Below are 16036 nucleotides of genomic sequence, written 5' to 3'. Positions count from 1 at the left end.
GGGTGACACGGAAGAACAAATCACCTCAGGAGTTGCTGTTGTCCCTGGTCAACAACGTCGAATTTTTGCGTCATCTGCCCAAGATGAACGCGTTCAACGGTCTCGGCGCGCTTGCGCCGGCCGTGCCGACGCCGCTCGTCGAGACGACCGAATTCGGCGTCAACCCCGGCGATCTGAAGATGTACTCGTTCGTGCCCGCGCAGCTGGCGCGGTCGCCCGCGCTCGTCGTGGTGCTGCATGGCTGCGGCCAGACCGCTGCGTCCTATGATCTCGGCGCCGGCTGGTCGACATTGGCGAAGCATTACGGCTTTGCGCTGCTGATGCCGGAGCAGCAGGCGATCAACAACGGCAACACCTGCTTCAACTGGTTCAATCCGCAGGATATCGCGCGCGGGCAGGGTGAAGCCGCTTCGGTCCGGCAGATGATCGCGCACATGGTCGGCGCGCATCAGATCGACCCGCGGCGCATCTATGTGACGGGGCTGTCCGCCGGTGGCGCGATGGCCTCGGTCATGCTCGCGACCTATCCGGATGTGTTCGCGGCGGGCGCCGTCATTGCCGGCCTGCCGTTCGGCGTCGCCACCGATCTGCGCGAGGCGCTCAATGCGATGATGCATGCGAGCGCACTGTCCGCGCCCGAGCTCGGCGGTCTCGTCCGCAACGCATCGACGCATAGCGGCGCCTGGCCGCGGATTTCGGTGTGGCACGGCAGCGCCGACCGCACCGTGCATCCCGGCAACGCCGATGCGATCGTCCGGCAATGGCTCGACGTGCACGGCCTGCCGCTGGCTGCGATGTCGAAGGCGGATGTCGACGGCCATCCGCGCGAGGTCTGGTGGAACGTCGACGGCGAAACGCTGGTCGAATCGTTCAGCATCACCGACATGGCGCATGGCACACCGCTCGGGCTGGCCGACAATGACGAGCGCTATGGCGTGGAGGGCGCCTTCCTGATCGAGGTCGGGATCTCCTCGTCGTATCACATCGCGAGCTTCTTCGGCCTGACCGACAAGATCCGTCAGCCGCATATCGCGCCGACCGGAATCCCGCGCGAGCGCGCCGACACGATCTCGATGACGATACCGGTGCCTGCCGAAGCGCCCGAGGCTGTATCCGGCCGCAAGAGCGACCGGCCGCGCAAGCGACGGAGCAAGGGTGTCGACGTCGGCGGCGTCATCACGCGGGCGCTGACCGCCGCAGGCCTGATGAAGTAACGGTTGATGAAGTAGCTACATCTCGCCGGTCAGGAACGGATTCGTCATCCGCTCCTGGCCGATGCTCGATCCGGCGCCATGGCCGCAGATGAAGCCGACATCGTCGCCGAGCGGCAGCAGCTTCTCCTTGATCGACTTGATCAGTTCCGGATGGCTGCCGCCGGGCAGGTCGGTGCGCCCGACCGAGCCGGCAAACAGCACGTCGCCGACATGGGCGAAGCGCAGCTCCTTGTTGAAGAACGCCACGCTGCCCGGTGAATGGCCGGGGCAGTGCAGGATGTCGAAGGTGAGGTCACCGATCGAGACCTGGTCGCCCTCGTCGAGCCAGCGATCCGGGCCGAAATTGCGCACCCCGGTCATACCGAAGCGCTCGCCGCTCGAGACCACGTTGTCGAGCAGATATTTGTCCGCGATATGCGGGCCCTCGATCTTGACCTGCAGCGCATCGCGTAGGTCGGCGGCGCCGCCGACATGATCGATATGGCCGTGGGTCAGCCAGATTTTCTCGACCGTCACGCCGGTCTGCTTGATCGCGGCCTGGATCTTCGGCACGTCCCCACCAGGGTCGATCACCACGGCCTTCTTGGTCGGCTCGTGCCAGATGATGGTGCAGTTCTGCTCGAACAGCGTCACCGGCACGATGATCGCGCCGGCCTTCGGTTTGGTGTCGGTTGTCTCGTTCATGGGGGCACCATAGGCTACCGGAAAATGCCGTCAACACGCTCGGGAAATGCTTTTGCCCCGGCGTGTGATCCCAAAACGGACCGTGATAAGGTCACCTCCAGCAGAACACCTTCGTGAGCAGGCCGGTACGCGGCTGCTCTCGATCATGCGTTAAGTCCTCGCAGTCCGGAACTTCATGACCCAGGCCCCCAACTCACCGCTCGGCGGACCCCGGACCACCGCCCGCGCCTTCTTCGTCGCGGACCGCATCAACACGTCCGGCCTCGAGCGCGGCGACGTGCTGGCCACGACGCCGCTGGCGTTTCGCGTCAACGACAATGGTGTGGCGATCCTGTTCCGCTATGGCGTCGTCGTCCTGATCGGTCTCAACGCGCTGGAGGAGGATGAATTCCTGCGCAGCCTGCAGTCGCGCATGACCGGATTGTTCACGCGGCGCGAGGAGGAGATCGCGATCATCGAACTTGCGGCTGACAGGGAAGACCAGATTCCGCCGGGCGGCCCGATCTATCTGCAAAGCCTGTCGCCGGAGCGGCTGATCCTGGTCGGCGAAGCGCTGGCCAAGAGCGTGGTGCTGGCGCGGCATGAGCGTGAGGTTCGGGCCGTCTTCGACACGACCGAGCCGTTGGCACGCGAGCTCGCCAAGGGCGGCCAGGTCCGTGGCGGCCGCGTCGCGATCCTCAAGCACATCGGCAACGCGCTGTTGGTGCGGCATCGCGTGGCCGGACCGGTCGAAGTGTCGGAGAAGCCCGACATCCTCTGGGACAAGCCGCATCTCGAGCGGCTCTATGCCCGGCTTGAGGACGAGTACGAATTGAAGGAGCGTGCGGAATCGCTGAACCGCAAGCTCGCCGTCGTGGCCGAGACCGCGCAGGTGCTCACCGATATCATCGACACCAGCCGCTCGCTGCGGCTGGAGTTGATCATCGTCTTCCTGATCCTGTTCGAGGTGCTGATCACGATTTATCAGCTCGCAATCGCCCGCCACTGACGCATTGCAGCCATTTTTCCGTCCCGAATTGTGCGTCATCCCTGAACCGACAGACCGCCCCGGGGCGCGGGGCGGCCTGGACCGGGCTGCGAGCTTGGGGGGACGGGATGGATCGGGACGACAGGGACTGGTGGCGACGTGGCATCTTCTATCAGATCTATCCGCGCTCGTTCGGGGATAGCGACGGCGATGGCGTCGGCGATCTCAGGGGCATCATCGCGCGGCTGCCCTATCTGACGCGGCTTGGCGTCGACGCGGTCTGGCTGTCGCCGATCTTCACCTCGCCGATGGCCGATTTCGGTTACGACATCTCCGATTACACCGGCATCGACCCGCTGTTCGGGACCATGGAGGATTTCGACGAGCTGGTCGCTGCCGCACACGATTCCGGCCTCAGGCTGATCCTCGACCTGGTGCCGAACCATACGTCCGATCAGCATCCCTGGTTCATCGAGGCGAAGAGTTCGCGCGATAACCCGAAGCGCGACTGGTACATCTGGCGTGATCCGGCGGCGGATGGCGGTCCACCCAACAACTGGCTATCGGAGTTCGGCGGCAGCGCCTGGGCGTATGACGAGGCTTCCGGCCAATATTACTATCACGCCTTCCTCGCGCAGCAGCCCGACCTGAACTGGCGCAATCGCGAGGTCAGGGACGCAATCTACGACGTGATGCGCTTCTGGCTGCGCAAGGGCGTCGACGGCTTTCGTGTCGACGTGATCTGGCATCTGATCAAGGATGCCGAATTCCGCGACAATCCGCCGAACCCGCATTATCGCGAAGGACGACCGCCGCACGAGAAGGTGCTGACGCAATATTCGACCGATCAGCTCGAAGTCCATGCTGTTATCACCGAGATGCGCCGCGTCACCGAGGAGTTCGACAACCGCGTGCTGATCGGCGAGATCTATCTGCCGCTGCACCGGCTGGTCGCCTATTACGGCAACGATCTGCGTGGCGCGCAGATGCCGTTCAATTTCGCGCTGCTGTCGACCTTGTGGAGCGCGCGCTCGGTCGAGCACATCATTGCCGATTATGAGAAGGCGCTGCCGCCGGGGGCGTGGCCGAACTGGGTGCTCGGCAATCACGACCGGCCGCGGGTGGCGAGCCGGGTGGGGCCCGCGCAGGCGCCGGTCGCCGCAATGCTGCTGCTGACGCTGCGCGGCACTCCGACGCTCTACTACGGCGACGAGATCGGCATGCGCCAGGTTGCGATTGCCCCTAGCGAGGTGCGCGATCCCTTCGAGAAGAACGTGCCTGGCATCGGCGTGGGCCGCGACGGCTGCCGCACCCCGATGCAATGGAGTGCCGAGCGCTATGCCGGCTTCTCGACAACAAGGCCGTGGCTGCCGCTGGCGCAGGATTTCGCACGCGGCAATGTCGCGAGCCTGGAGGCGGAGCGGGCGTCGATCCTCAACTTCTACAAGGCGCTGATCGCGCTACGGCGAAAGCTGCCGCAGCTCGTCCACGGCAGCTACGAGCCGGTGACGGCGCACGGCGATGTCCTGCTCTACCGGCGGCGCAGCGCCGAGGGCGTGGTCGTGATCGCGCTGAATTTCGGCGCGGCCCCCGCGTCGCTCTCCTCCAGCGCCATCGGCTTCAGCAACGAGGTCCTGCTGTCGACCTCGATGGACCGCCAAGGCGAGAAGGTCGAAGGCGTGCTCGATCTGCGCGGCAATGAAGGCGTGATCCTCGGGCCGCATCGGGATGACTAACCGTGCCTGCGGGGCTCGTTGGTATCGATATCGCTGCGCTTGAGCAGATAGTCGAGCCCGCCGACCCGGTACCAGCGATAGCCATAGGCTTCGATCAGAAGCTTGTGACGGCCGCCATCGTCGGCGCGGCTGTGATCCTCGGTCAGAAGGTTGACGAGGTGATTGCCGGCGTCGTCGGGCAGCCCAACGTCGAACGATATCTCGAGCGGCTTTTCCGCGAAATTGTGTACGAACAGCACCGAGTTGTTGCGCCAGTCGTAACGAATGATCAGGACGGCAGGATTTCGGGTTGCGATAATCTTGAAGTCTCCCCAGCCAACCTCGGGGACTTCCTTGCGCATGCGGATAATGCGCTCGGTCCAGTTCAACATCGAATTGGGGTCGCGTCGCTGCTTGGCGGCGTTGACGTGTTTATAGCCGTAGGGTCCCTTGTCGATCACTGGCACGCATGGCCGATCGCTTTCGGTAAAGCCGCCGTGCGGCTCGGTCGACCATTGCATCGGCGTGCGCGCGCAAGCGCGCTCGGGCAGGTCGAGATTATCGCCCATGCCGAGTTCGTCGCCGTAGCGGATCACGGGCGTGCCGGGGAGCGTGCACATCAAGCTATAAGCGAGCTCCAGACGTCGGCGATCGCCGCCCAGCATGGGCGCAAGGCGCCGACGGATGCCGCGGTCGTAGAGCTGCATGCTCTTGTCAGGTCCGAATGCCTTGAACACCGTCTCGCGCTGCGCCTTGGTGAGGCGACCGAGGTCGAGTTCATCGTGATTGCGCAGGAACAGGCCCCATTGCGCGGTCGGGGGGCGTGGCTTGGTCGCCGTCAGTGCTTTCGCCAATGGTTTCGAATCCGCTGACGCCAGCGCGTAGAACAGATGCTGATTGACGTGGAAATTGAACATCATTTGCATGCGGTCGCCGTCGCGACCGAAATACTCCATGTCCGTCTCGGGCAAGACATTGGCTTCGGCGAGGATGATCGCGTTGCCCTGGCGCCATTGCAGGAATTCGCGGAACGATCGCAGCATGTCGTATTGCTCGACGGGCTTGCGCACGGAAGCGCCCTTGGTTGCGATCACGAAGGGCACTGCGTCCATGCGGAAGCCCGAGACGCCGAGCTGGATCCAGAACCCCATGATCTTGAGGATCTCGGCCTGTACGTGCGGGTTCGACGTGTTGAGGTCCGGCTGGAAATCGTAGAAGCGATGGAAGTACCAGGCGCCTGCCTGCTTGTCGCGCGTCCAGGTCGATTTCTGGACCCCGGGAAACACCATGCCCGTGTTGGCATTGGCAGGCTTCTTGTCCGACCAGACGTACCAGTCGCGGTAAGGCGAGTCCTTTGCGCTGCGCGCCGATCGAAACCAGGCGTGCTGGTCCGAGGTGTGATTGACGACGAGGTCGATGATCACGCGGATGCCGCGTTGCCGGCAGCCATGGGTGAATTCGACGAAATCGCCCAGCGTGCCGTAGCGCGGATCGACGCCGTAATAGTCCGAAATGTCGTAACCGTCGTCCCTGCAGGGTGAAGGCTGAAACGGCATCAGCCAGATCGCAGTGATGCCGAGCCCGTGCAGATAATCCAGGCGCCGCAGCAGGCCGCTGAAATCGCCGATGCCGTCGCCGTTGGCATCCATGTAGGTGCCGACGGAGAGGCAGTAGATCACGCCGTTCTTGTACCAAAGGTCGTCGATCACCAGGCAGCCCTCATCGATCCGCCGATGGTGGCGGCCGTGGGATAAGCGGCGAGGCGGCGGCGGGTTCCTGGCCGGAGCGCCGCTGCACTTTTCCGGATCATGCTCTCGCGGAATCGGCTATTCTGGAGCGATGGAATCGTCCGCCCGCCAGATCGCGCTTGTGCCCGCGCCCGACCGACGCCAGTCGGAGACTGCGCTGGCGATCGCGCGCGGCACCGCGCGACTTCTGAGATCGCTGGGATTCTCCTGCATCGGCGAATTGCCGCTGCCGTCCGGCCGCCGCGCCGATCTGGTCGCGCTGAACGAACGCGGCGAGATCTGGATCGTCGAGATCAAGTCATCGCTCGAGGATCTGCGCGCCGACCAGAAATGGCAGGACTATCGGATGCATTGCGACCGGTTGTTCTTCGCCTTCACGCAGGATCTGCCGTGCGAGATTTTTCCCGCGGACACTGGCCTGATCGTCGCCGACGCCTATGGCGCGCATCTGCATTGCGAGGCGCCGGAGCACCGCCTGCCGGCGGCAACCCGCAAGGCGATGACGGTGCGCTTTGCGATGGCGGCAGCGCAGCGGATCAACCGGCTGGTCGATCCGCAAGGGCATGAGTTTTAAGAGCAAGCACTATCGTGATCCGTCATCCTGAGGAGCGCGTAGCGCGTCTCGAAGGATGCACGGCCACCAGCCGGGCCGTCCATCCTTCGAGGCTCGCTGCGCTCGCACCTCAGGATGACGGGTTGAAGTTACGTAGCCCGGATGGAGCGCAGCGCAATCCGGGTGAGTCTTGCCGCGGATCGCGCTGCCCCGGATTTCGCTTCGCTCCATCCGGGCTACAGGAGATCGAATGCTACGAAACGACAAAAGCAAATGGCCGGGACAAAGCCCGGCCATCGTAAAACCATATGAAACGCCGCTTAGCGTGGCGCGCGCTTGGCCAGGATGCGCTGCAAGGTCCGGCGGTGCATGTTGAGGCGGCGCGCGGTCTCCGAGACGTTACGGTTGCACATCTCGTAGATGCGCTGGATGTGTTCCCAGCGCACGCGGTCCGCCGACATCGGATTGGCCGGCAGCTCGGACTTCTCGGTGCCGGTCGCGAGCAGCGCGGCGACGACGTCATCGGCGTCGGCGGGCTTCGAGAGATAGTCGACGGCGCCCATCTTCACCGCGGTGACGGCGGTCGCGATGTTGCCGTAGCCGGTCAGCACGATCGCGCGCGCCTCGGGGCGCTTGCGCTTCAACGCCGAGACGACGTCGAGGCCGTTGCCGTCGCCGAGCCTGAGGTCGACGACCGCAAAAGCGGGCGCGGCGCGGCCGATCTCGGCGAGACCGTCGGACACCGTGTCGCATGACTTCACCGCGAATCCCCGCGTCTCCATCGCGCGCGACAGGCGTTCCAGGAACGGCTTGTCGTCCTCGACGATGAGGAGCGAGCGGTCGGCATGGTCATTCAGTTCAGTGATGGCGTTCACGGTCCATTTTTCCCTGTGGCAGACACCTATTATATGGGGTCCTACTGCGGCGCTGCCAAGGCAGCCGAAAGTCGCGTGCAACTCTGGAGAGAGCGATGCATCCGGTATGCCAGAGTTGCGATTAAGAATCGTTCTTAGGCGTCGGTTTCGTCGGCCGGCGCGGCTTCCTCGAAACGCTCGCGGGGCCAGACGATCTGCACCACGGCGCCGTGATCGGGGAACGTGCGATTGGTAAACGACACCTTGGCGCCGGTGCGTTCCAGCAGCGTCCTGGCGATGAAGACGCCCAGACCCAGGCCGCCACGGGCATTTTGGGCCTCATCTGCGCCCCGGCGGCGCGACAAATACGGCTCGCCGATCCGCTTCAGCATGTCAGGCGCGATGCCCGGGCCGTCGTCGGAGACGACGATCTCGATGGTTTCGGCGTTCCACCACGCGTTCACCTCGACGGTCTGGTGCGCGAAATCGACCGCATTTTCGAGAATGTTTCCGACGCCATAAAGGATTGCCGGATTGCGCGCGGCGACCGGTTCGCGCGTTGCTGCGACAGCAAGCCGCACCTTGATGTTGATGCCGAAATCGCGATGCGGCGCCACCGCCTCCTCAATCAGGGTCGACAGCTTCATGGTGTCGAACGGCGCGCCGCTCGATGACAATTGCGCAATCTTGCTCAGGATGTCGCGGCAGCGCTGCGCCTGCTCGCGCAGCGTCTTGAGGTCGTCGGCGATCGCCGGGTCGTGCACCGTCTTCTCGAGCTCGCGCGATATCAGGAAGATCGTCGACAGCGGCGTGCCGAGTTCATGCGCGGCGGCGGCGGCAAGACCGTCGAGCTGGGTCAGATGCTGCTCGCGCGTCAGGATCAGCTCGGTCGCGGCAAGCGCATCGGAGAGCTGGCGGGCCTCCTCGGTCACCTGGAATGCATAGAGGCTGGTGACGCCGATCGCGAGCAGGATCGAAAGCCAGACGCCGATCAGATAGATCGGCGGCAGCACCAGCGGATCGTCGCCGTCCCACGGCAGCGGCAGATGGTAGAAGAACAGCGCCGAGGCGCAGGCGACCGCAAGGCAGCCGAGCGCGATCGTCAGGCGGATCGGCAGCACCGTGGCCGAGATCAGGACCGGCGCCAGAAACAGGAACGAGAACGGGTTCTGCAAGCCCCCGGTGAAGTACAGCAGACCGCCGAGCTCGACGATGTTGAAGGCGAGCAGGGCCGCGGCATAGGCTGGCTCCAGCCGCTGCATCGGGTTGAACGCGATCTGCAGTGCCAGATTGAGCAGCGCCGAGAACGTCACGATGATGACGCAGGGGACGATCGGAACGTCGAATTCCAGTCCCTGGGCCACGATGAAGATCGCGACGAGCTGGCCGAGCGCGGCGAGCCAGCGCAGCCGCAGGATCGTATCCAGGCGGACATAGCGGCGAGGTTGGCGGAAATCGGAAGCGAAGTCGGTCATCTCTGGACTTTAGCTGTGCCGTGGGCGGCGCACAAATTCGCGACTTAGCGCAAGCACGCCGGGCAAGCCTTGCGCTTATTGTCGCAATGGCTCAATGACGGCCATATGCAACAGCGCGGGACAGGTCAGGCGCAAGCGCCTGCGGCCAATCAAGCGGCCAACCAGGCGCCCGCGGCCGATCAGGACGGATCGGCCGCGATCGACGTTGCGCATCTGGTCAAGGTCTACAAGACCACCCGCGCGGTCGACGATATCTCCTTCCGGATCGCGCGCGGCAGCATCACCGGCCTGCTCGGCGGCAACGGCGCCGGCAAGACCACGACGATCGCGATGATCATGGGGCTGGTGCTGCCGACCTCGGGCAGCGTCACTGTGCTGGGCGCGAAAATTCCCGACCAGCGCTACGACGTGCTCGGCCGGATGAATTTCGAGAGCCCCTATGTCGACATGCCGATGCGGCTCACGGTGCGGCAGAACCTGACCATCTTCGGCCGCCTCTATGCTGTAAAGCATCTGCGCGAGCGGATCGAGCAGATCGCGGCCGATCTCGATCTCAAGGAATTCCTCGACCGCTCCAACGGCAAGCTCTCCGCCGGGCAGAAGACCCGCGTCGCGCTGGCGAAGGCGCTGATCAACGAGCCGGACCTGCTGCTGCTCGACGAGCCGACCGCATCGCTCGACCCGGATACCGCCGACTGGGTGCGGCAGCATCTTGAGACCTACCGCAAGACCCATAACGCGACCATCCTGCTGGCCTCGCACAACATGCTGGAGGTCGAACGCCTCTGCGACCGCGTCATCATCATGAAGCGGGGCAAGATCGAGGACGACGATAGCCCCGAGGGCATCATGGCGCGCTACAACCGCGACACGCTGGAGGAGGTGTTTCTTGACGTGGCGCGCGGCCGCCTCCGGGAGGGCGCGCCAGAGGACACACCATGAGCGAAATGGTCAGCCATCAGCCGCGCGGCATTTCACTGCAACGCATCAACGCGATGGTGCTGCGCTATTGGTATCTCTTGATGTCGTCATGGCCGCGGCTGCTGGAGCTGGTCTACTGGCCGGCCTTGCAGATCATCACCTGGGGCTTCCTGCAGAACTACATCTCGCAGGCATCCGGCTTCTTCGCCAAGGCGGGCGGCACGCTGATCGGTGCCGTGATCCTGTGGGACATCCTGTTTCGCGGCCAGCTCGGCTTCTCCATCTCGTTCCTGGAAGAGATGTGGGCGCGCAATCTCGGCAACCTGATGATGAGCCCGCTGAAGCCGATCGAATTCCTGCTCTCGCTGATGATCATGAGCCTGATCCGGCTCGCCATCGGCGTGATCCCGATGACGCTGCTGGCGCTGTTCTTCTTCGGCTTCAACTTCTACGCCATCGGGCTGCCGCTGATCGCGTTCTTCTGCAATCTGATCTTCACGAGCTGGTCGGTCGGCGTGTTCGCCTCGGGTCTTGTGCTGCGCAACGGGCTCGGCGCCGAGAGCATCGTCTGGACGCTGATGTTCGCGGTCATGCCGCTCGCCTGCATCTACTATCCGGTCGAGGTGCTGCCGGTCTGGCTGCAGTATGTCGCCTGGACGTTGCCGCCGACCTACGTGTTCGAGGGCATGCGGTCGCTGCTGATCGATCACGTCTTCCGTGCCGACCTGATGGCATGGGCGCTGGTCATCAACGCCATCCTGTTCGTTGCCTCTTTTGCAGTCTTCCTTGCCCTTTTGCAGAGCGCCAAGCGCAACGGATCGCTGCTCGGGGGTGGTGAATAAATGTCACTTTCACGTGGATTCTCGGTGTTTTAGCCCGATATCGCCCCTACATTCGGCTAGCGTCGCATTGACGCATTGTTACGCATTGGTCAGTATGCTGCGACGCAAAACAGGGGTCTGAAAACGTTATGCCCATCGGTGAATTTGGCGGTGCCCCGCCACTAGCGGCGGAAGGCAGCCCGGCACTCACGACGCCGCTGTACTGGATGTATGAGATGGCGCATGCGTCGCTCAATCCGGTACGCGCCGTGACCGACGCCACCAAGATCCTGTTTCAGAATCCGCTCAATCCGTGGACGCACACCGAGTTCGGCAAGTCGGTCGCCGCCGGCTGCGAATTGTTCGAGCGCACCACGCGCCGCTACGGCAAGCCGGATTGGAACCTGCCGACGACCGAGGTCAATGGCATCCGCACGGCGGTCGAGGTTCGCACCGTCTGGGAAAAGCCGTTCTGCCGTCTGCTGCATTTCGATCGCAAGCTGACGCGTCCGCTGCGCTCGCCGCAGCCGCGGGTGCTGATCGTGGCGCCGATGTCGGGCCATTATGCGACGCTGCTGCGCGGCACGGTCGAGGCGTTCCTGCCGACGCATGAAGTCTACATCACCGACTGGGCCGATGCGCGCATGGTGCCGCTCGCGGAGGGCCGGTTCGATCTCGACGACTATGTCGACTACGTGATCGAGATGCTGCACGCGCTTGGCGGCAACATGCACGTCGTCGCGGTGTGCCAGCCCTCGGTGCCGGTCGTTGCGGCCGTCTCCGTCATGGAAGCCAACCACGACCCGTTCGTGCCGCTGTCGATGACGCTGATGGGCGGCCCGATCGACACCCGGCGCAACCCGACCGCGGTCAACAACCTCGCGGGAGAGCGCGGCATCGAATGGTTCCGCAACAATGTCATCACCAAGGTGCCGTTCCCGCATCCGGGCGTGATGCGCGACGTCTATCCGGGCTTCCTGCAGCTCAACGGCTTCATCAGCATGAACCTGGATCGGCACATGGACGCGCACAAGGCGTTGTTCGCCAATCTGGTGAAGGGTGACGGCGATCTCGTCGATAAGCACCGTGAATTCTATGACGAATATCTCGCGGTGATGGATCTCACCGCCGAGTATTATCTGCAGACCGTCGACCTCGTCTTCGTCAAGCATGCGCTGCCGAAGGGCGAGATGACCCATCGCGGCAAGCCGGTCGATCCGTCGAAGATCCGCCGCGTCGCGCTGATGACGGTCGAAGGCGAGAAGGACGACATCTCCGGCCTCGGCCAGACCGAGGCAACGCACGCGCTCTGCACCGCGATTCCGAACCATCGCCGCGTGCACTACGTGCAGAAGGGCGTCGGGCACTACGGCGTGTTCAACGGCTCGCGGTTCCGCTCCGAAATCGTGCCGCGGATCTCCGATTTCATGGTTTCGGCGGCCAATACGCGGCTTTCCCTGGTCGCCGCCGCCGAATAGGTATCGCTCCGGCCGCGATTATCGCGGTCGCGCAAGTCACTGATTTAACTAAAAGAATCTCAAATCAGCCAAGGCTCAAGTGATGAATTTAATTTCATCTCTTGGGCCTTTTTCGTGACTCCGATTCATCGGAAAAAATCCGGTTCCGCCCCCTGCCAGTAGAGGTCAATTAACGGCCAACCCCTGTATATTGGGCAAATGATTTGTTTTTGCGCCGAGCGCTTTCCCTGGCGGCGGATATGGCAAAGTTCGGGCGAACTCCTGCTCCCCGGACTCTCAGAAATGGCTACTCGCGCGCTCCTCTATCGGCGGCCTGCCGAACCCGCGACCGTATTGGTCAGACACGGCTCCCAGTTCTTCACTGTCAGGCTGCGCCGGCACCGGCGCGCGCGCCGCTATACGCTCAGGATTCATCCAACCGATCGCGAAGCGATCCTGACCATGCCGCCGCGCGGCACGATCGTGGAAGCCAAGGAGTTCGCCAATATCCATGGCGGCTGGATCGCTGCCCGTCTTGGCCGTTTGCCGAAGGCCGCGCCGTTCCAGCCCGGCACCGTGGTGCCGTTGCGCGGCGTGCCACATCGGCTGGTGCACCGCTCGGGCGAGCGCGGCACGGTCTGGACCGAGACGCGCGACAGCGGCGAGAAGATCATTTGCGTCGCCGGCGGCGTCGAGCACATGGATCGCCGGGTGCATGACTTCCTCAAGCGCGAGGCGCGCAAGGATCTGCAGAAGGCGGCGCAGCTGCACGCCGCGGAACTCGGCGTACGGGTCCGTCGAGTCTCGATCCGCGACCAGTCGAGCCGTTGGGGCTCGTGCACCTCGGCGGGTTCGCTGTCGTTCTCGTGGCGGCTGATCCTGGCGCCGCCCTTCGTGCTCGATTACCTCGCCGCCCATGAGGTCGCGCACCTCGTCGAGATGAACCACTCGGCGCGGTTCTGGCGGGTGGTCGACAAGGTCTGCGCGTCGGTGACGCGCGCCAAGAACTGGCTCGACACCTACGGCAACGACCTGCATCGCTACGGGATTCAGGAGTAGGCGGCGCTGTCGTAGGATGGGTAGAGCGCAGCGAAGCCCATCATGGCGTGTGCAAGAGGCGATGGGTTTCGCTGCGCTCTACCCATCCTACGGACTGAGTGTGAATGAAAGCGCGGTGCGTAGCCCGGATGAAGCGAAGCGAAATCCGGGGCAGCTTTCACCAATGGCGCGACCGATCCCGGATTTCGCTTCGCTTCATCCGGGCTACGTAGTCAGGGACTAGAGGCCTACCGAAACAACCGATCCGCCAACCATCCATCCAGCCCCGCCGCCGCCTCCGGCCGCGCGTTCGGGTTGGGTGGCGCCGAGGCGCGGGCCGGCGTCGGCGGTGGCTGGCGATAATAGCCGCCGCCGGACGGAACCGGCGCGGGCGACGGCGCCTGCATCGGCGGTTGAATCTGCATCGGTGCCGCCGGTGCTGAAGGCGCTGATATCTGCGACGAGATCTGCATCAGGTTCGCCGGCGCCCAACTGCCCTGCGAGTTCGGGATCGCCGCGACCGGCACGCCCTGATGCGCGGCCTTCATGAAGCGGGTCCACACTTCGACCGGCAGTCCGCCACCGGTTGCCTTCTTGGTCGGCGAATTGTCGTCATTGCCGAGCCAGACGCCGGTGACGAGCTTGGCGGTGTAGCCGATGAACCAGGCGTCGCGATAATCCTGGCTGGTGCCGGTCTTGCCGGCAGCGGTCCAACCGGGGATTTCGGCCTTGCGCGCGGTGCCCGAGATCAACGTCTCGCGCATCATGCTGTTCATCATCGCGTCATAGCGCGGTTCGATCACCTGGTTAGGCGGCTCCGTCGGGCGATCATAGAGCAGCTTGCCGGAGCTGGTGCGGATCTTGGTCACCACATGCGGCGACACTGCGTAGCCGCCATTGGCGAACGGCGCATAGGCGCCGACCAGCTCGATCACGGACACTTCCGACGTGCCGAGCGCGATCGAGACGTTGGGCTCGAGCTTGGAGGAGATGCCGAGCCGGTGCGCGGTGCGCACCACATTCTTGGCGCCGACCTCGACGCCGAGCCGCACCGCCACCGTGTTCAGCGACATCGCCAGCGCCTGGGTCAAGGTCACCGAGCCGAAATATTCGTGGGTGTAGTTCTCCGGCTTCCAGCCCTTGATGTCGAGCGGTGCATCGGTGCGGATCGTGTCCGGCGTCAGCCCGGATTCGACTGCGGTGAGATAGACGAACGGCTTGAACGACGAGCCCGGCTGCCGCTTCGCGGTGACGGCGCGATTGTACTGGCTCTCGGCATAGTTCCGGCCGCCGACCATGGCGCGCACCGCGCCGTCGGGCGTCATCGCCACCAGCGCGCCCTGGCTGACATTGAATTTCACGCTCTTGGCGGCGAGCTCGTCGATGACGGCGGCTTCGGCGACGTTCTGCAGCTTCGGATCGATCGTAGTCTGCACCACGATGTCCTGGTCGATCTGGCCGACCAGATCGTCGAGCACTTCACCGATCCAGTCGGCGACATAGTTCACGGTGCCGGCGCCGGCCGGCTTCACCGCAATCGAGGGCTGGCCGATCGAGGCCTTTGCCTGCGCTTCGGTGATGAACTTGGCGTCGGCCATCGCCGCGAGCACGACCTGCGCGCGCTGCTCGGCGCCCTCGGGGTTGCGGTTTGGCGCCAGCCGCGACGGCGACTTGACGAGGCCCGCGAGCATCGCAGCTTCCGGCAAGGTCACGTTCTTCGCCGACTTGCCGAAATAGCGTTGCGCCGCGGCCTCGACGCCGTAGGCGCCGGAGCCGAAATAGACGCGGTTGAGGTAGAGCTCGAGGATCTCGTTCTTGGAATGCTTGCGTTCCAGCCACAGCGCGAGCTCGGCCTCCTGCAGTTTGCGCTGCATGGTGCGTTCCTGGGTCAGGAACAGGTTCTTGGCGAGCTGCTGGGTCAAGGTCGAACCGCCCTGCGATACACCCCGATGCAGCACGTTGGTGACGGCTGCGCGCAAAATGCCGAGCGGGTCGACGCCGAAATGCGAATAGAAGCGGCGGTCTTCAATGGCGATGAACGCCTTCGGCAGATAGGGCGGCAGGTCCTTCAACGCGATGTTGGCACCGGCCATTTCGCCGCGTTGCGCCAGCACGCTGCCGTCGATGCCGACGATCTGGATCGTCGGCGGACGCTTGGGAATTTCCAGGGACTGGATCGGCGGCAGATGCGCGCCGACCCACACCACGACACCGATCACAGCAATGCCCGCCCACAGGCCGAGCACCGCGGTCCAATAGAACAGGCGGCCGATGCCGAAACCGCGCGACTTGCTGCGCCGCTTGCTGCCGCTGCGCGACGGGCGCGGTTTCTCGCTACCGGAATCGCTACTTTTGGGTTTGGATTTGGCGGGCGTATCGTCGCCACCGCCGGGAACGCGATCGGAGGGCGACAGTCGGAGGTCGGCAAGCGCGGCCGGAAGCCCGAACAGCGGCTCCTTGCGCGCACCGCCTTTTTTACGTCCCCACGCCATCCGCAACGCTCACACCCTGACAGGGGCGCACGCTAGCGTTCCCGGTTTAAGGGGCGGTTACGCAAAGCTTAACGGGGGATTAGGAGGTGAGGCGGCG

General features: G+C 64.2%; 13 protein-coding genes. 8 read left to right on the top strand and 5 right to left on the bottom strand.

The annotated features are described in order from the left end of the window. The first annotated feature begins 38 nt into the window (after positions 1 to 38). Complete coding sequence (locus JQ573_RS30850) at positions 39 to 1214, top strand: PHB depolymerase family esterase (protein WP_212312106.1); 1176 nt, start codon at positions 39 to 41, stop codon at positions 1212 to 1214. 15 nt (positions 1215 to 1229) lie between these two features. On the opposite strand, the gene JQ573_RS30845 is transcribed toward JQ573_RS30850, so the two are convergent. Further along, the gene (locus JQ573_RS30845; protein WP_212312099.1) at positions 1230 to 1898 is read right to left on the bottom strand and encodes an MBL fold metallo-hydrolase; all 669 of its coding nucleotides are present in this window, start codon (positions 1896 to 1898) and stop codon (positions 1230 to 1232) included. A gap of 175 nt (positions 1899 to 2073) precedes the next feature. On the opposite strand from JQ573_RS30845, the gene JQ573_RS30840 reads away from it, so the two are divergent. Both JQ573_RS30840 and JQ573_RS30835 read left to right on the top strand, forming a co-directional pair. Further along, positions 2074 to 2886: an RMD1 family protein gene (locus JQ573_RS30840; protein WP_092120381.1), complete on the top strand. Its 813-nt coding sequence runs from the start codon at positions 2074 to 2076 to the stop codon at positions 2884 to 2886. Positions 2887 to 2993: 107 nt separating this feature from the next. Next, the gene (locus JQ573_RS30835; protein WP_212312097.1) at positions 2994 to 4601 is read left to right on the top strand and encodes an alpha-amylase family glycosyl hydrolase; all 1608 of its coding nucleotides are present in this window, start codon (positions 2994 to 2996) and stop codon (positions 4599 to 4601) included. On the opposite strand, the gene JQ573_RS30830 is transcribed toward JQ573_RS30835, so the two are convergent. After that, positions 4598 to 6289, bottom strand: a complete 1692-nt coding sequence (locus tag JQ573_RS30830) for an alpha-amylase family protein (protein WP_212312095.1) — start codon at positions 6287 to 6289, stop codon at positions 4598 to 4600. The genes JQ573_RS30835 and JQ573_RS30830 overlap by 4 nt on opposite strands. Positions 6290 to 6419: 130 nt before the next feature. On the opposite strand from JQ573_RS30830, the gene JQ573_RS30825 reads away from it, so the two are divergent. Then, positions 6420 to 6902 (top strand): MmcB family DNA repair protein, encoded by a 483-nt coding sequence (locus tag JQ573_RS30825; RefSeq protein WP_212312093.1) that lies wholly within the window; start codon positions 6420 to 6422, stop codon positions 6900 to 6902. Between the two features lie 299 nt (positions 6903 to 7201). Here JQ573_RS30825 and JQ573_RS30820 read toward each other — a convergent pair whose 3' ends face one another. Both JQ573_RS30820 and JQ573_RS30815 read right to left on the bottom strand, forming a co-directional pair. After that, complete coding sequence (locus tag JQ573_RS30820) at positions 7202 to 7756, bottom strand: ActR/PrrA/RegA family redox response regulator transcription factor (RefSeq protein WP_016845514.1); 555 nt, start codon at positions 7754 to 7756, stop codon at positions 7202 to 7204. A gap of 134 nt (positions 7757 to 7890) precedes the next feature. Continuing rightward, positions 7891 to 9210 carry an ActS/PrrB/RegB family redox-sensitive histidine kinase gene (locus JQ573_RS30815; RefSeq protein ID WP_212312091.1) on the bottom strand — a complete coding sequence of 440 codons (1320 nt, stop codon included), beginning with the start codon at positions 9208 to 9210 and terminating at the stop codon, positions 7891 to 7893. A 105-nt stretch (positions 9211 to 9315) separates the two neighbouring features. Between JQ573_RS30815 and JQ573_RS30810 the strand changes: the two genes are divergently transcribed. The 4 genes from JQ573_RS30810 (at position 9316) to JQ573_RS30795 (ending at position 13468) form a co-directional block, all read left to right on the top strand. Then, positions 9316 to 10152, top strand: coding sequence for an ABC transporter ATP-binding protein (locus JQ573_RS30810; RefSeq protein ID WP_212312089.1), 837 nt, complete (start codon positions 9316 to 9318; stop codon positions 10150 to 10152). After that, positions 10149 to 10973, top strand: a complete 825-nt coding sequence (locus JQ573_RS30805; protein WP_212312087.1) for an ABC transporter permease — start codon at positions 10149 to 10151, stop codon at positions 10971 to 10973. The genes JQ573_RS30810 and JQ573_RS30805 overlap by 4 nt, the downstream gene beginning before the upstream one ends. A 128-nt stretch (positions 10974 to 11101) precedes the next feature. After that, positions 11102 to 12430 (top strand): polyhydroxyalkanoate depolymerase, encoded by a 1329-nt coding sequence (locus JQ573_RS30800; protein WP_207834434.1) that lies wholly within the window; start codon positions 11102 to 11104, stop codon positions 12428 to 12430. Between the two features lie 198 nt (positions 12431 to 12628). Then, the gene (locus JQ573_RS30795) at positions 12629 to 13468 is read left to right on the top strand and encodes a M48 family metallopeptidase (RefSeq protein WP_212312085.1); all 840 of its coding nucleotides are present in this window, start codon (positions 12629 to 12631) and stop codon (positions 13466 to 13468) included. A gap of 227 nt (positions 13469 to 13695) precedes the next feature. Here JQ573_RS30795 and JQ573_RS30790 read toward each other — a convergent pair whose 3' ends face one another. Beyond that, positions 13696 to 15939, bottom strand: a complete 2244-nt coding sequence (locus tag JQ573_RS30790; protein ID WP_212312083.1) for a transglycosylase domain-containing protein — start codon at positions 15937 to 15939, stop codon at positions 13696 to 13698. Positions 15940 to 16036 lie beyond the last annotated feature (97 nt).

This window comes from Bradyrhizobium sp. AUGA SZCCT0105 (assembly GCF_018129565.1).
In the GTDB taxonomy this organism is placed as follows: Bacteria; Pseudomonadota; Alphaproteobacteria; order Rhizobiales; family Xanthobacteraceae; genus Bradyrhizobium.
The sequence above is the reverse complement of the archived record's forward strand: the minus strand, read 5'-3'. Positions and strand labels throughout refer to the sequence as shown.

Coding starts and splice junctions, on each gene's coding strand:
- JQ573_RS30795 (WP_212312085.1), top strand. CDS start 12,629: ATGATTTGTTTTTGCGCCGAGCGCTTTCCCTGGCGGCGGATATGGCAA.
- JQ573_RS30825 (WP_212312093.1), top strand. CDS start 6,420: ATGGAATCGTCCGCCCGCCAGATCGCGCTTGTGCCCGCGCCCGACCGA.
- JQ573_RS30805 (WP_212312087.1), top strand. CDS start 10,149: ATGAGCGAAATGGTCAGCCATCAGCCGCGCGGCATTTCACTGCAACGC.
- JQ573_RS30845 (WP_212312099.1), bottom strand. CDS start 1,898: ATGAACGAGACAACCGACACCAAACCGAAGGCCGGCGCGATCATCGTG.
- JQ573_RS30815 (WP_212312091.1), bottom strand. CDS start 9,210: ATGACCGACTTCGCTTCCGATTTCCGCCAACCTCGCCGCTATGTCCGC.
- JQ573_RS30840 (WP_092120381.1), top strand. CDS start 2,074: ATGACCCAGGCCCCCAACTCACCGCTCGGCGGACCCCGGACCACCGCC.
- JQ573_RS30835 (WP_212312097.1), top strand. CDS start 2,994: ATGGATCGGGACGACAGGGACTGGTGGCGACGTGGCATCTTCTATCAG.
- JQ573_RS30810 (WP_212312089.1), top strand. CDS start 9,316: ATGCAACAGCGCGGGACAGGTCAGGCGCAAGCGCCTGCGGCCAATCAA.
- JQ573_RS30800 (WP_207834434.1), top strand. CDS start 11,102: ATGCCCATCGGTGAATTTGGCGGTGCCCCGCCACTAGCGGCGGAAGGC.
- JQ573_RS30790 (WP_212312083.1), bottom strand. CDS start 15,939: ATGGCGTGGGGACGTAAAAAAGGCGGTGCGCGCAAGGAGCCGCTGTTC.